Source organism: Myxococcus sp. CA023, from assembly GCF_010998615.1.
In the GTDB taxonomy this organism is placed as follows: Bacteria; Myxococcota; Myxococcia; order Myxococcales; family Myxococcaceae; genus Myxococcus.
Window position 1 is genome coordinate 80,178 of record NZ_JAAEAH010000017.1, and the last position, 14,513, is coordinate 94,690.

11 protein-coding genes and 1 pseudogene are annotated in these 14,513 nt (G+C 69.9%); 6 read left to right on the forward strand and 6 right to left on the reverse strand.

The window, feature by feature from the left end; all coding sequences use genetic code 11:
• Window positions 1-228 precede the first annotated feature (228 nt).
• Window positions 229-1,455, forward strand: coding sequence for an ABC transporter permease (locus tag F8M74_RS10025; RefSeq protein WP_141255441.1), 1,227 nt, complete (start codon window positions 229-231; stop codon window positions 1,453-1,455).
• Window positions 1,456-1,474: 19 nt separating this feature from the next.
• Window positions 1,475-2,695 (forward strand): ABC transporter permease, encoded by a 1,221-nt coding sequence (locus F8M74_RS10030; RefSeq protein WP_141255442.1) that lies wholly within the window; start codon window positions 1,475-1,477, stop codon window positions 2,693-2,695.
• 97 nt (window positions 2,696-2,792) lie between these two features.
• Here the strand turns inward: F8M74_RS10030 and F8M74_RS10035 are convergent, their stop codons facing one another.
• Complete coding sequence (locus tag F8M74_RS10035; RefSeq protein WP_163884368.1) at window positions 2,793-2,963, reverse strand: hypothetical protein; 171 nt, start codon at window positions 2,961-2,963, stop codon at window positions 2,793-2,795.
• 155 nt (window positions 2,964-3,118) lie between these two features.
• On the reverse strand, window positions 3,119-3,847 hold the full coding sequence (locus tag F8M74_RS10040; RefSeq protein WP_228559655.1) for a hypothetical protein: 729 nt from the start codon (window positions 3,845-3,847) through the stop codon (window positions 3,119-3,121).
• A 146-nt stretch (window positions 3,848-3,993) separates the two neighbouring features.
• Here F8M74_RS10040 and F8M74_RS10045 point away from each other — a divergent pair, with 146 nt between their 5' ends.
• The 3 genes from F8M74_RS10045 (at window position 3,994) to F8M74_RS10055 (ending at window position 7,216) form a co-directional block, all read left to right on the forward strand.
• Window positions 3,994-5,241 (forward strand): phosphatidylserine/phosphatidylglycerophosphate/cardiolipin synthase family protein, encoded by a 1,248-nt coding sequence (locus F8M74_RS10045; protein WP_141255444.1) that lies wholly within the window; start codon window positions 3,994-3,996, stop codon window positions 5,239-5,241.
• 107 nt (window positions 5,242-5,348) lie between these two features.
• The gene (locus F8M74_RS10050) at window positions 5,349-6,593 is read left to right on the forward strand and encodes a PQQ-binding-like beta-propeller repeat protein (protein ID WP_228559653.1); all 1,245 of its coding nucleotides are present in this window, start codon (window positions 5,349-5,351) and stop codon (window positions 6,591-6,593) included.
• A gap of 92 nt (window positions 6,594-6,685) precedes the next feature.
• Entirely contained in the window at window positions 6,686-7,216 is a 531-nt protein-coding gene (locus F8M74_RS10055) for a GNAT family N-acetyltransferase (protein WP_141255446.1), read from the forward strand.
• Between the two features lie 2 nt (window positions 7,217-7,218).
• On the opposite strand, the gene F8M74_RS10060 is transcribed toward F8M74_RS10055, so the two are convergent.
• Window positions 7,219-8,883: a type VI secretion system contractile sheath large subunit gene (locus F8M74_RS10060; protein ID WP_228559651.1), complete on the reverse strand. Its 1,665-nt coding sequence runs from the start codon at window positions 8,881-8,883 to the stop codon at window positions 7,219-7,221.
• Between the two features lie 384 nt (window positions 8,884-9,267).
• On the opposite strand from F8M74_RS10060, the pseudogene F8M74_RS10065 reads away from it, so the two are divergent.
• Window positions 9,268-9,474, forward strand: a pseudogene (locus F8M74_RS10065) (transglycosylase SLT domain-containing protein); the annotation flags it as partial.
• A 33-nt stretch (window positions 9,475-9,507) separates the two neighbouring features.
• Here F8M74_RS10065 and F8M74_RS10070 read toward each other — a convergent pair.
• The 3 genes from F8M74_RS10070 to F8M74_RS10080 all read right to left on the reverse strand — a co-directional run bounded on the left by F8M74_RS10070 (window position 9,508) and on the right by F8M74_RS10080 (window position 14,507).
• The gene (locus F8M74_RS10070) at window positions 9,508-10,266 is read right to left on the reverse strand and encodes a hypothetical protein (protein WP_141257919.1); all 759 of its coding nucleotides are present in this window, start codon (window positions 10,264-10,266) and stop codon (window positions 9,508-9,510) included.
• An 88-nt stretch (window positions 10,267-10,354) separates the two neighbouring features.
• Window positions 10,355-11,695: a sigma-54-dependent Fis family transcriptional regulator gene (locus F8M74_RS10075; protein WP_141257920.1), complete on the reverse strand. Its 1,341-nt coding sequence runs from the start codon at window positions 11,693-11,695 to the stop codon at window positions 10,355-10,357.
• Between the two features lie 58 nt (window positions 11,696-11,753).
• Window positions 11,754-14,507 carry a serine/threonine-protein kinase gene (locus F8M74_RS10080; protein ID WP_141257921.1) on the reverse strand — a complete coding sequence of 918 codons (2,754 nt, stop codon included), beginning with the start codon at window positions 14,505-14,507 and terminating at the stop codon, window positions 11,754-11,756.
• Window positions 14,508-14,513: the final 6 nt, after the last annotated feature.

Here is a 14,513-nt window from a genome sequence, read left to right on the forward strand (position 1 = left end):
CCGCCTCGCGTGGAGGCCAGCGCGGCCACACGGGTGCATGCCGGGTGTGGGGGCCAGCACGTCCTGGGAGTGGGACACCTACACTGGCGGGCCGAGGACGGCCTCGCGCGGGGTCCCAGACGGATTTCCAGCACACTGGATTTGCACCGAGGGAATGTCGCGTGCAATCACCCGTTCCGGGGCCCGTACCAACCAGCGCGACGTGCAACGCAGCGGAGAGAATCTGACGTGAGCATCCGGGTCGATGTGTGGGAGGGGGCGCGCATCGCGCTGTTCTCGCTCCGTTCCAACCGCCTGCGGACCGTGCTGACGACGGTGGGCATTGGCGTGGGCGTGTGCACGCTGCTGGCCATTGTCGGCATCATCCAGGGCATCAACCGTTCCTTCGAGGACCAGCTTTCGAGCATTGGCGCCAACACGCTCCAAATCTCGAAGTTCCCCTGGACGCTCAACGGCGACTGGTGGTCGTACCGCAACCGCAAGGACCTGAGCGCGGACCTGGTGCCGCCCATCCTCAACGCGTCCGAGCACGTGCTGGCCGCGGCGCCGCTCTTCTTCGAGCGCGTGGAGGGCCGCTTCCTGGACCGCAAAATCGGCTCGGTGCTGCTGGTGGGCACCACGCCGGACTACGCCACGGTGGGCTCGTTCACCCTGGAGCGGGGCCGCTTCCTCACCCACGCGGACGTGGACAACCGGGCGCAGGTGGCCGTCATCGGCGCGGAGCTCGTGCGCTCGCTCTTCCCCGGAGTGAACCCGGTGGGGCAGCGCATCCTCTTCGAGGGCAAGCCCTTCCGCGTGGTGGGAACACTGGAGGCCAAGGGCACCATCCTGGGAGAGAACCAGGACCTGGTGGTGATGGTGCCCTTCCGCACCTTCCTGGCGCACTTCGGCAAGAAGCGCTCACCCAACATCGCGGTGGCCCTCACGTCGCCGGAGCATGCGCCAGCGGTGGTGGACAAGCTCACCGCGGTGCTCCGCCGGGAGCGCAACACGCCGCCGGGGCTGCCGGATGACTTCGCCATCAACCGGCCGGACCAACTGGCCAGCATGTACGCGCAGCTCACCGGGGCGCTCTATGGCGCGGCCATGGGTGTGGGCCTCATCACGCTGCTGGTGGGCGGCATCGGCATCATGAACATCATGCTGGTCTCGGTGCGCGAGCGGACGCGGGAGATTGGCGTCCGGCGGGCGCTGGGGGCCCGCAAACGCACCATCATCCTCCAGTTCCTGATGGAGGCCTCCTGCGTGTCCGCCCTGGGCGGCACCCTGGGGACGGTGGTGGGCCTGGGACTGGCGCGCATCGTGTCCTTGATTACGCCGCTGGCGGCGGCGGTGGAGCCGCTGACGGTGGTGGCTGGCGTGGGGTTCGCGGCGATGGTGGGGCTGCTGTTCGGCATCTGGCCGGCGGCGCGGGCGGCGAACCTGGACCCGGTGGAAGCGCTTCGCCACGAGTGACGGACGGGAGACGGCGGCGATGATGGCAATCTGGGACACCCTGCGGCTGGCGTTCGGAACGTTCCGTTCCAACCTGCTGCGCTCCTTCCTGACGCTGCTGGGCATCGTCATTGGCGCCACCACGGTGGTGTCGATGATGGGGCTCATCGAGGGCCTGCGCATCCAGGTGAACGAGAGCATGTCCGAGCTGGGCTCCGACTGCTTCCAGGTGCAGCGGCTGCCCTTTGGCGGAAACCTGTCCCTGGCGGAGCTGGCGCGGCGGCCCCGGCTGAACGAGGGCGACTTGGAGGCCATCCGGCTGCAGCCGTCGGTGCTGCTGGCGGCGGCGGAGGACTCCAAGGGTGGACAGAAGGTGTCCACGCAGCAGCGCGAGTCGCGCGCCAATGTGGTCATCTGGGCCGGCACGCCGGAGTACTTCCAGACGAACTCGGTGGTGGTGGAGTTCGGGCGGCCCTTCACGGACGCGGAGTACCTGGACGGCCGCCGCGTGGCGGTGATTGGTCAGGACCTGGCGGACACGTTGTTCCCAGGCGTGCAGCCCCTGGGGCAGAACATCCGCATCCTGGGGCGCAGCTTCCTGGTGATTGGCACCCTCAAGCGCCGCGGCAGCTTCATGGGCGGAGGCAGCCAGGACAACCAGGTGATGATGCCGCTGTCCGTCTACAAGGCGCTGTTCGGGGTGCGCAACTACCGGGTGAGCGTCCAGGCCCAGTCGGCGGAGGTGCTCCAGCGCGCGCAGGACGAGGTGACGCTGCTGATGCGGCGGCGCCACAACCTGAAGCCGCTGGAGGAGGATGACTTCTTCGTGTTCTCCAACGAGAGCGCCACGGAGATGTTCAACAACATCTCGAAGGTGATTTCCGCGGCCAGCTTCGGCGTGTGCATGCTGTCGCTGCTGGTGGGCGGCATCGGCATCCTGAACATCATGCTGGTGGCGGTGACGGAGCGCACCCGGGAGATTGGCATCCGCAAGGCGCTGGGCGCGAAGAAGCGCCGCATCCTCGCGCAGTTCGCCATTGAGGCGGTGGTGCTGTCGCTGGTGGGTGGCGCGTTGGGCGTGGGCCTGGGCATGGGCCTGGCGCAGTTGGCGAAGTGGATGGTGGGGCTGCCCGCGCAGGTGCCGGCCTGGGCGGTGATGCTGTCGCTGGCCATGAGCAGCGGCGTGGGCCTGCTGTTCGGCATCTACCCGGCCGCGCGCGCCGCGAAGTTGGACCCCGTGGAGGCCATGCGGACGGACTGACGGCACGCCGGTGCCGCAGGGTGGCTGGGAATGAAACGGGGCCTCCTCCGCGCGGTGCGGAAGAGGCCCCAGGTGTTTCAGCACGTGTGTCCGGGGACTACGGACACGGGGTGCCGCAAATCCATTCACCGGTGATGGGGTGCTTGTAGCAGGGCGGCTGGCAGTCGTCGGCGACGGCCGTGGCCGGCGTCATGGTGATTCCCAGGCCCAGCACGGCGGCGGCGGCGGTGAGGACGACGGCGATTCGGAGGTGCTTGCGAGCAGTCATTGCGGTCTCTCCAACAGCGGTGTCCGTACAGCGCGGCGGAGTGTGGAACCCGGGTCTGACAATCACAATGCGCCGCGTGTCACACGCGCCGCGTCTGAGACTGCAAGGACTTGGGCGGTGCACAACGCGTGCGTGTGAAAACAGACGCAGCAGAACTATCTCGTGTGTCCGTCTGGGCGAGGTCCGCCGCCTGCCCATTGATAGCCCAACGTCGCGCCCACGCCGATGAATCCCAGGCCGACGAGTTGACGGCCGCTCTTCAAGCGGGCGCTGGGTTTGGACAACTTCACCAGGGCTTCGTGGACGATGATGCCCAGCAGCGTGCCCAGGGCCGCGCCGCCGAGCGCGCCCAGGTAGGCGCGGCCCGGATGGTGACTCTTGCCAAAGGCGAGCTCGCCCAGGCCCCATGTTCCGAGCGCCGTCAACGGCGGTGTCAGCACGAAGCCGCCGCCGAAGGCCACGGTCTCCAATTCCATCCACCGCCCCGGGCTGGGTGCCGCGGGACGGAAGAAGAGGAGCCGCGAGGGGATGGCGCCCAGGAGCATTCCCGCCGCCGTCTCCGCCGCGGTGGCAGCCACGCGCGTGTCCCCACCCACGCGACCGGCGCCCCAGACGCCGGCTACGGGAAGCAGCGCGAGGCAGCCGTGCGCCACCCATGCGCCCTTGGGGAGCGGGACGTCCTCCGGTTCGATGTACGTGGGCACGGCTGCTCTTTCCGGTGACGGGGTGGCGGGCGTGTCCAGGTACCTGGAACGTGTTTCAGAAGGTGGCGTGTCGCGCAGCGGTGCGTCCGCGGCCTCCGCGTGACTCGAGGCGGACAGCAGGCAGCCCAGCAGCAGCGTGCACGCGGTGATGGGACGTCGGTGTGAGGGCACGTTGGGCATGGCGACACGCGGTGTGTCCCGAAGGTGCGCACGCGGGGCGGGGGCTTCCACCCTCACGGTGGAGATGTACCCGCCGCGCGTCTCGGGGTGTCTTGTGTGAGACATCGGCAGGTGCGCCGCGGGCCATGGGCGCTTAGTTTCCGGCGGTGAAGCTCGCCTGGCTCGTGCCCATGGTGTTGATTGCCGCCGGGTGTCCCGCCCCCAATCACCGGCATGACCTGCGCCTGCGCGCGTTGCCGGGGAGCAGCCCGGAGGCGCGCTCGCTCGCGTTCTTCCAGTCATTGGGCGTGGCGCTGGTGCCAGGGCACCGCGTGGAGTTGGTGGAGAACGGCTTCATCTTCGACGCCATCGAGGAGGAGATTCTCGCCGCGCGTACCAGCATCCACATCACCAGCTACATCTGGCGGCCCGGTGAGCCGTCGGACCGGCTGGTGCGGGCGCTGGCGGCGCGGCGGCCCGGGGTGGCGTGCCGCGTGCTCGTGGATCCGCTGGGCAGCGCCAACTTCGAGGCGGTGACGCCCGCGCTGGCGGCCAGCGGCTGTGACGCGCGCTACTTCCGTCCCATCCAAGGGGACTTCGTGGCCTTGGATGCGGTTCGCCTCCGGGCGCGGAACCACCGGAAGCTGGTGGTGCGGGATGGCGAGGTGGGCATCACCGGCGGCTGGGGCATCTGGAAGAGCTGGATGGGGAATGCGCAGAGCGCGGATTATTGGCGCGACATGAACATCCGCGTGGAGGGCCCGGCCGTGCGGGAGATGCAGGTCGCCTTCGCCCAGAACTGGCAGGAGGCGGGTGGGGACTTCCTGCCGGCGACAGACTTCCCGGAGCCTCGCTACGCGGGGGATGCGCGCGCGGGCTTCGTGGCCAGCACGGACAACCGCTTCCTGTCGGACGCGCGGCGGATGACGTTGCTCACCATCGCGGCGGCGCAGGAGCGGCTCTGGATTGCGAACTCCTACTTCATTCCCTCCGACGCCATCAGTGACATGCTGCTGGAGAAGGTGAAGCAAGGCGTGGACGTGCGGGTGTTGGTGCCCGGGCGGCACCATGACGTCGGGCCCGTGAACGCGGCGCAGCGGGCGTCCTATGCGCGCTTGCTGGAGGGCGGCGTGCGCATCTGGGAGTACGAGCTGTCGATGATGCATTCCAAGACGATGCTCGTGGATGACTCCCTGTCCGTCGTGGGCTCCACCAACATGGACCCGCTGGCGTTGACGACGTTGGAGGAGTGCTCGGTGGTGGTGGAGGACCCGGCGCTGGCGGCACAGCTCGCCGCGTCTTTTGAGAAAGATTTACGCCACTCGCGAGAAATTCACTGGAGCGGGTGGAAGCGGCGCGGGCTCTTGCAGAAGCTGGGCGAGCGGCTGCCGTGGTTCATCGGCAACTATCTCTGACGCAGCAGTGCAGGGCCGGATGATAGAAACCAGGCATGGCTCGTGCCCGTCCAACATCGCCGCGGTGCCCTCGTTGTCATGCGCCCATCGTCCTCGAGGAAGGCCGGGTGCTCTACACGTGTGGCTACTGCAATGCCTCCATCGACACGCAGGGCGAGAAGGCGCCGCGTCCCGAGTATCAGGCGCCGGCCGTGACGGGGACGGGACCGAACATGGCGGCCCTGGTGGCGGGAGGCATTTTCGCGGTCTGCCTATTGACTGCGCTCGTGGCCTTTTACAGCTTCAGCTCCGCTACGTCGTCCACCGGCGGGCCCACCCCCACGAGCATCCCGGGGCCGTCTCCCGTTGTCGTGGCGCCGCCACCGGTGGCGGAGAAAAAGGCGAAGTTCCAATGGGACTCCCAGGGTGTTCCCCTCGCCGTGGACCTCAACGGTGACGGAACGGATGACATCATCGGCCGTATCCGTCGCCTCAGTCTCGTTCCCGGAAAGACGGAGACGCGCAACCAGGTTGCCGCGTTCGATGGGAAGTCGTTCGACCTGCTCTGGGAAGCGGACCTCGAGGGGACGATCTCGGACTTGTCCGGCGCGGTGCACGTCGTTCAGCAGGGCGGCCGCGTGGTGATGAGTGAGCCGGGCTCGGTGCATCTCCTCGAGCCGAAGACAGGTAAGCCGCTCGGGCGGGTGGCCCTCTCGGACAAGCCCAGCAGGCTCTGCATCCCGAAGGGCGACACCGAGTCCGTCTGGGTCGAGGTGGTGGATGGGCAGAACCTCCTGTTCAACACGAAGACGGCGACCGCCCGGCCCGCCATCGAGCCTCCGCCCCCCTGCGCGCCGGTCAAATGGAGCCACCATCTCTGTTTCGTTCCGGTGTTCAGGAAGAGTCCCGTTCCTTGTGAGCGCCCGCGCAAACTGCCCTCCGTTCCCGGATTCCGGGCGGAGAACGTCTACAAGCTCGAGGACCTGGACGTCGCGATGGGTGAACGGAGCCCTGGGAGCCGGGTGCCCATGGTGGCGGTGTTCCGGCGGGGCGAGAAGGCCGTGCTGTGGGCGGAGAACGTCGCCGACATGGACCCCAGGAACGTGAAGGAGTCCACGGTGGACGTCGTCGACTTCTCCGAGGACGCGCTCTTCATGGTCTACGCGTTGAAGGAGGGCGGGGAGCAGCTCGTTCGGAGGGACCTGCTGAAGGGGAGCGTGGGGTGGGACGTCCCCATTCCCAACTCCCGGAGCGGCTCGGGGGTGTCCCAGATCAGGAAGCACGGTGGGCGCGTCTACGTCCCTCATTGGGTGTGGCTGGATGTCTTCGACGCGAAGACGGGCAACCTGATTGGCACCCTGGGCACGTGGTGACGCCGACGCAGTGTCGGCCTGCACGCAGACATGAGCGGGGCTGGCCGGGGTGACATCGCGCGGACGCGCGGCCGGTCGTAGAGTTCCGGGCCATGGACACCCGGCATGTCGTAGAGCGGGCCCTCGTTCGCGAGGCGCGGCCCGAGGATGACGCGGTGGTGGGGGAGCTGTTGGTGGAGGCCTTCCTCACCCAGTATTCGAAGAAGCTCCCGGACGTCGTCTATGGCGACGAGCGCAAGCGCGAGCTGCGGGACGTCGCGTCCCGGCGCAAGGTGGCCACCGTGCTGGTGGCCGAGGTGGACGGGCAGGTGGTGGGCACCGTCGCGCTCTTCAAGCCCGGTGCGCCCGGCTCCGAGGCCTGGCTGCCCAACGCCGCCGACCTGCGCGGCCTGGCCACCGCCGTGAGCCACCATGGCACCGGGCTGGCCCAGCCCCTCCTGGACGCCGCCGAGGCCCGGGCCCGTGAGTGGGGCGTGGACGCCGTGTGCCTCCACGTCCGCAGGGGCGCGGAGGGCGTGGGGCGCATGTACCTGCGGCGCGGCTTCGTGCGCGAACCCGTGGGCGACCTGGACCTGCCCACGGTGTTCCTCGAAGGCTACGTGCTGCGCTTCAAGAAGGACTGACTTCAGCCGCGCAGCGGTAGGGTGAAGGCGAGCTGGAAGCGCGTGCCCGCGTGCTCCGGGCGGACGGTGGCGGTGACGTGCACGCCGCGGCCGTTGTCCGTGGCCACCAGTTGGCCGCGCAGCTGCCCGTTCTCCGTGGCGCCCCGGAAGAGGAACACCTCCGCGGCCTGCGAGAAGATGGCGTCTACGTCGTCGCCGCCGGTGCCCGCGGGCAACTGGTCCCGCACCCAGGTGGCGAAGCGCACGATGCGCCCGGTGAGCAGCTGCGCGGGCAGCGGCACCGCGTAGCCTCCGCCGAACACCATGGGCGCGGCGGCCAGCAGCACCGCGTCCGCGTTGCGCCCGCTGCCCAGGCCCAGGATGCCGCGCTCCTCGAGCCGCGCCTGCGCCCGGATGGGGAGGAAGTGCTCGGTGGGAATGTTCAGCCCGGTATCGCGGCCGGTGGGCAGCTCCCACATGGCGGGCGCCTTCAGGCCGCCCTGCTGACCCATGATGCGCGCGAAGGCGCTGGTGTCCCGGAAGCTGGCCGCCAGCATCGCCGCCACCGCCAGCGCGGGGCTGGTGAAGCTCACGCGCCGGGCCGCGCCGCGCCCCTCACTGGCCACCACCGCGCGGTTGATGACGGCGCACAGCCAGCGCGCGGACTCGTCCTGGCGCAGCTCCGTCCAGGCCTCGGGGACATGCTCACGCTCCTCCTCCAGCGCCACGGCCAGCTCCGCCTGCGCCACGCCCAGGAGCGGCGCGGACACGGCGGCCACCACCGGAAGCTGCGCGCGCTCGCCCATCGCCGCGAGCTTGCCCAGGAGGGCGACGTCGTCGGTGGCATCCACGATGAAGACGGCGTCAGGGCGTTCGAAGGGCTCGGCGCCTAGCGCGCCCTGCACGGCGTCCAGCAGCCCGGCGCGCGCCACGTCCAGCACCTCCACGGAGATGCCCGAGGACGCGGGCACCTGGTCCAGCAGCCACTTGAGGCCGCGCCACCCGGACTCCAACTGGGCCACGGGCTCGGCGCCGAGCAGGTCCTTCGCCGTGAGGAGCAGCGCTTCCTCCACCAAATCCCGGGCCGTCTGCCGGGTGGCGGCCTCCGGCGTGACGACGGGCGCGGGCGTGGCGGGCACGCGCGGATTGATGGCGCGCAGGAAGGCATCCACCGCCCGGGACGCGGCGGCGGGCGTGCTCGCGTCGGCGCGGCTGAGGAGCGTCTCCACCAGGTCCTCGCCGGATTCGGTGGGTGCGGCCGGAGCGGTGGGGGCGGGCGGCGTGGAGGCCGCGCGCAGGGCCTCGGCCACAGCGTCCGGCAGGCGGCCCGGTCCGGTGACGGTGGCCACGCGCGTGGCGGCCTCCTCGGGCGTCAGCGTGCGCAGCGGGTCGGACGTGGACAGCGATTCGTGCAGGTGCTGCAGGGCGCGCAGCTCCGAGACGCGGGTGATGACGTCCGCGTAGCTGAAGGCGCGCAGCCGGTCGAAGGACAGCTCGACGGTGCGCGTGTCACTTGCTCCGAGCCGGTCAGCCACGGTGACGCGGAGCCCGCTGGCGGCGCGCGTGAGCTCATCGCCGAAGGTGTTCACCGTGAGCGGGAAGCGCCGACCCGACGGAGACGGGGAGAAGGCACCCACCACCAGCCAGCGCACGCGCGCGCTCTCGGCACTGCTTCCGTTCTGGCTCATGTCCCGCATCCCCTCCACGACGAGAAGGCCGCTACGTTAGCGCGCCAGCATGTCGGCACGGCTGCCGGACGGAGCCTGGTGACTGCGACCACCGTTCCCCCTGACGGCAGTCACCAAAGGCCAGGGCCTCACGGGGCGCGGGTGCTCCATGGACTCAAGTGAAATCAGGGACTTGGCGGGTACTCGAGGGTTCCCGACGGTTGGTACACCTGCTGCTGCTTGTGCGCGGGTTGCCTACATCGGCCCTCCAACGCCTCCCCGAAGGAACTTCCCCATGCGCCTCTCTCTGCGGCCAGGGCTCGTCCCCGTCCAAGTGCTTCTCGGACAGCTCCGTCTCGCCTGCGTCGGCCTGCGGTGACCGTCCTCCCGTGGAGCTGAACCCCACTCGCGGGCGCCTGCTACATGAAGGACATGAAGGAGCAGTTCGGGAACTGGGACCTGGCCCTGCGCGCCTACAACTCCGGTCCGAACGGCGTGGACAAGAGCAACCCGCATGCGATTCCCGCGGGCCTGGGCAGCGCGGACTACGTGCGCAACGTGAATCAGTTCGCCAGCACCCTGGCTTCCGGTCAGGGCGCGCTGCCGGCGTAGTCGACGCCGGCAGATAGGACGACGGTGGGAGGCTCAGGAAGACTCGCGGCCGAAGCTGCCGCGAGCCCGGGAGCCACCGCCGTCGGTGTTGCCCAGGACGCTGGTGTGGAGGGAGCTCTTCTCCACCAGCGTGCCTTCGTCCATGGCGCTCTGCGGGTCGCCGACGACGAGCATGCCGCCACCCCGGTGCAGCTCCCACGCGGAGCCCACAGAGTCGGCGATCTGCTGACCGGACACGGAGTACTTGGAGCCCGTGTTCGTGTCCTTCACCTGGTAGTTGCCCTTGTCATCCATGCCGTCGACGACGACCCAGTGCGAGTCGCCGGCGATCTTGGAGTCCACGCCCGTGGCGAGCCGGTTGGTGTCCAGTTGGACGACGACTTGCTGACCGCGGGCCAGCGCCTCGTTCACCGAAGGCATGTCGAAGTTCGAGGTGCCCTTCTTCACCTCCAGGCCCTCGTGCGCGAGCATCTTCGCGAGCTCCTCCGGAGTCGTGCCGCCGCCGTCGGTGAAGCGCGACTCCAGCGTGTCCATCTTCTGCGCCGCCGACGCGGAGTCCTTGCCCGCGGTGCGCGACAGCAGGGTGGCCACCGCGGCGCCGCAGTTGGAGTCCTTGGTCTGCTTGATGACTTCCGATGCGCCCGCGGCCTCGAAGCGGTCGGTGAAGTACCGGGCCAGCACGTCAGGGACGGACGGCTGCTGGGGGGCGGGGCCGTCCGCGGCGGGCGAGACGCTCTGCTGCGTCCGGGTCTCCGAGGGCCTCGCGATGGACTGGAAGAGGTTCACTCGCATGGGCGGTCTTCCCTGGGGATGGGCGGAGCCCATATGGCTCCAATTCGAGCTTATCTTCAAACTCTGGAGAAAGTTGTTTCCGGAGCGCTCAAAGGCCCCCGCTCGGTTCGATACCGTGCTTTTTCAGGAGCTTGCGGAGGTAGACGCGGTCGATGTCGGCCTCGCGGGAGGCGCGGGAGATGTTCCCCTCGCAGCGCTCCAGGAGGTTGCGGAGGTAGTCGCGCTCGAAGCCTTCCACGAGCCGCTCCTTGGCCTCCTTGAAGGGCAGGTCCAGGTCGGCTGCGCTGTGGCCCCGCTCGCTGTCGGCGGACTCCAGCTCCGGGAGGGCCTCCTCGCCCAGGTTCACCACCTGCTCCACCACGTTGCGCAGCTCGCGCACGTTGCCGGGCCAGGGGTACTGGGTGAGCAGGGCGCGCGTCTGGTCCGACAGGGTGCTGGGCGGGCGGCCCGTCTGCTCGAGCATGGTGTCGATGAGCAGGGGGATGTCTTCGGGGCGCTCGCGCAGGGAGGGCATCGTCACGCGGAGCACGGCGAGCCGGTGGTAGAGGTCGCGGCGGAACTTCCCCTGCCGCACGGCGTCCTCCAGGTCCCGGTGGGTGGCCGTCACCACGCGCATGTTGACGGTGACGTAGTCGTTGGCGCCCACGCGCTTCACCTGGCGGCGCTCCAGCACACGCAGCAGGCGGGGCTGGAGCTCCAGCGGCAGCTCACCGACCTCATCCAGGAAGACGGTGCCGTTGTGGGCGCGCTCGAAGGCGCCGGCGCGGTCGCTCTGGGCGTTGGTGAAGGCGCCCTTCACGTGGCCGAACAGCTCGGACTCGATGAGCGAGGGGGCCACGCCCGCCAGGTCCACGATGACGAAGGGCCCGCTGGCGCGGCGGCTGGCCTGGTGGATGGCTTCGGCGCACAGGTCCTTGCCGGTGCCCGTCTCGCCCTGGATGAGCACGTCCGCGCCGCCCGGGGACAGGCGCTCCAGCAGGGTGAACACCTCGCGCATGCGGCGGCTGTTGCCCACCAGCGCGCCGAAGCGGTCGCGGCTGGAGAGCAGCAGCGTGCGCTTCGCCGTCTCCTCTGGCACCAGCTTCAGCTCGGTGGTGCCCAGGGTGATGACGGTGCCTGGGTGCAGCTCCAACGCGGTGAAGCGGCGGCCGTCACACGAGGAGCCGTTGCGCGAGCCCAGGTCCGTGGCCACCACGTGCTCGTCGTGGACCGTCAGCTTGAGGTGCTCGCGGGAAATCGTCTTGTCGGTGAGGACGATGTCGCACGTGGGGGCTTTGCCAAGCACGTACTCGGGCTTGGTGAGCGCATGGCTCTGGCCCGACTCGGGGCCGGACAGCACCATCAACTTCAGCCGGACCCGGCCTTGCCGCGCGCGGCTCAGCGTCAGCGTCGGGTCCAGCGCGGGATCCTCTTCGTTCGACGGGGCCACGGGAGCGGGACGCTAACACGGCCGACACGGCCCGCCACCCGTTGGGGCCGTGGCGACTTCACCGCCGGAGCTTGCGACGCGCGGGCCGGGGGGCAGGTTCGGGCGGCAGCGTCGAGAGCCAGGCGTCCACATCCGCCACCCGCGCCTCCAGGCCGGCCTCGGTGAAGCGCGCCCGGGCCTGGGCCGCCTCCCCGCGAGCCGCCGGGGGCTGCTGCGTCATCCACAGGGCGCGAGCCAGGGCGAAGCCGGACTCGGCCAGCACGTCGGGCGGGGCCGACGCGAAGGAGACGGCCTGCCGCAGCGGCGCCACCGATTCGTTCGCCTTGCCCAGCTCCAGCAAAGCCTGGCCCACGCCGTCATAGGAGTACTGGAGGCGCTCGTCGTCCGCGGGCAGCGCCGCGCGCTTGATGAAGAGCGCCTCTTCGTAGGCCTTCAGCGCCTCGTCGTAGCGCTTCATCGCGTGCAGGCACATGCCCACCTCGTCCAGGGCCTCCGCGTACAGGACGCTCGTCTCGCCCCGCGTGGCCTTGCGGACCTGGGCCGCCGCCTGCGCGTGCTCCAGGGCCTTGGCGTCCTGCTTCAGCTCGCGCAGCGTCAGCGACAGCATGCCGTGGCGCTGGGCCATGTCCGGGTGCCAGGGGCCCACCGCGGCCTCCGTCAGTTTCAGCGCTTCCTCCAGCAGATCCACCGCCTCCTCGGGCTTCCCCAGGTCCAGCATCACGCCGCCCAGCAGGAAGGTGGTCCGTGCGCGCTTGGGGTGGCCCAGAGGCAGGGCGCGGGCCTGGATCGTCTTGGCCTGCTCCAGCAGCGTGCGCGCGTCCTCGAAGCGCTCCTGCGACACCGCGAGGTTGGCCTGGTTCATCCGCACGTCGGCTTCCAGCACGGGCTCGCCGCCCAGGCGCTGGAGGGTGGCGTGTGCCAGCTCGCCCCAGTCCGAGGCCTGGGTGAAGTGCTGCTGGCCGTCCTCCACGTAGAGCAGCTTGTTGAGGATGGCGACCTTCAGCCGGTCCGCCCGTCCCGCCTCGGCGTCGCGCACGGCGTGGAAGAGCTGCTTCGAGGCCTCGGGGGACTGGCCGTTCTGCTCCTGGAGCCAGCCCAGGTGGAAGCGCAGCTCAGCCGTGAGCGGCAGGTGGCCGGTGGCCAGCACCGGTGCCTCCAGCGCACGCGCCGTCTCCAAGGCTTTCGGATAGCGGCCCGCGTCCACCAGGGCCTTCACGCCCGCGAGCTGCTCCTCCAGCTTCTCGATGTCGGCGCGCTTCGCAGTGTCCGAGGGCAGCCGCTGCTGTTCGGCCAGGGACTCCTCGTCCTCGCATTCGTGCAGCGAGGGCAGGGCGTGCACCGCGTCCACCGACTTCTCCACCAGCGCCGCGTCCGCGCTGGACAGCAGCGCCACCGTGGCGCGCACGTCCTTGTGCCGCCGCGCCAGACACACCGTCCGCCGTGTCAGCAGCTCCTCCGTCTGCACACCGTGGACGTGGGTGGCTTCGCAGGCTTCGGTGCTCTGCTGCTTCCACGCGCTCGCGTAGCCGTCCAGCACCTGGGACACCTTGTCGGCCAGTTCCTGCGCGAAGGGCTTGCCGGTGGCGAGGAAGGCCGCCTCCACCTGTTGCTGCGCCACCGGGCTCCAGACGTCATCCATGCGCGCGCCCGCGGCCGCGCAGACCTGTGACTGCTGGTAGAGGACGCCGCCCACCAGGGCCACGCCCGCCGCAACGGTGCTCGCGCCCGCCACCCAGCGCCGGCGCTTCGTGAAGCGGTGCTCTTGTGAAAGCGCGCCGAGTAGCTCATCCATGGACGCGAAGCGCGCGGCCGGGTCCAGCGACAGGCCACGCATCATCGCCTGCTTCACCCAGGCGGGGACCTTCACGTCGCGCGGCGGCTCCTGGATGAGGACGGGCGGCGGCACGGGCTTGGGGGCCTCGCGCTCCAGGGGCGCCGTCACGTGCAGCGGCTCGGTGGCCTCGACCACGGGCTGGGCCTGGGGCTTCCGCGAGGAGGCATAGGCCTCCATCTTCGCGGGCTCGAAGGGGCGCTGACGGTAGAGCGCCCAGTACAGCGCGACGCAGAAGCTGAACTGGTCCGAGCGCGGGTCCAGGTCATCCCCACGGAACTGCTCCGGGGACATGTAGCTGGGCGTGCCGATGATGAGGCCCGCCTCGGTGAGGGGCGTGTCCAGCATGCGCCGCTCGGAGGGAATGAGGGCCTCTGCGTCCTCGGAGAGGGGCACCTCCTTGGGAAGCGTGCCCACCGGCCGCGCCAGTCCGAAGTCGGTGACGAAGACGCGGCCTGCCTTGTTCACCAGCACGTTGGCGGGCTTGAAGTCGCGGTGCACCAGCCCGGCTTCGTGCGCGGCCTGGAGCCCCCGGCCCGCGGCGAGGAAGGACTCCAGAATCTCTCGCCAGGAGCGCTGCCCCTCCTTCACCCACGAGGCCAGGGTGCCGCCGTCCACCAACTCCATGGCCAGGAAGACGCGGTCACCCCACACGTCCACGTCGAAGATGGGGATGACGTTGGGATGCGAGACGCGCGCCATGGCCTGCGCCTCGCGCAGCAGCCGTGCCCGGGCTTCCTCTGAATCCGTGCGGCTGTCCGCGTGCAGCAGCTTGAGCGCCACCTTGCGGTCCAGGTCCGGGTCATAGGCCGCGTACACCACGCCCATGCCGCCCTGTCCCAGACGCTTGAGGAGGAAGTAGCGCCCCACCTGGGGAACGGGTGGCGCGTCGTCGCGCCGCGACCCAGGGCCAGTGCCGAAGGCGTCGTCCTCGCGATTGCCCGTGCCCACGCGTCCTCTACCGCTGTCTCTCATGCTCATGGCCGA

What these genes read in the sequence shown, in the direction of transcription:
- F8M74_RS10080 (WP_141257921.1), bottom strand. Translation starts at nt 14,507, where the DNA reads ATGAGCATGAGAGACAGCGGTAGAGGACGCGTGGGCACGGGCAATCGC.
- F8M74_RS10035 (WP_163884368.1), bottom strand. Translation starts at nt 2,963, where the DNA reads ATGACTGCTCGCAAGCACCTCCGAATCGCCGTCGTCCTCACCGCCGCC.
- F8M74_RS10060 (WP_228559651.1), bottom strand. Translation starts at nt 8,883, where the DNA reads ATGAGCCAGAACGGAAGCAGTGCCGAGAGCGCGCGCGTGCGCTGGCTG.
- F8M74_RS10040 (WP_228559655.1), bottom strand. Translation starts at nt 3,847, where the DNA reads ATGCCCAACGTGCCCTCACACCGACGTCCCATCACCGCGTGCACGCTG.
- F8M74_RS10055 (WP_141255446.1), top strand. Translation starts at nt 6,686, where the DNA reads ATGGACACCCGGCATGTCGTAGAGCGGGCCCTCGTTCGCGAGGCGCGG.
- F8M74_RS10030 (WP_141255442.1), top strand. Translation starts at nt 1,475, where the DNA reads ATGATGGCAATCTGGGACACCCTGCGGCTGGCGTTCGGAACGTTCCGT.
- F8M74_RS10070 (WP_141257919.1), bottom strand. Translation starts at nt 10,266, where the DNA reads ATGCGAGTGAACCTCTTCCAGTCCATCGCGAGGCCCTCGGAGACCCGG.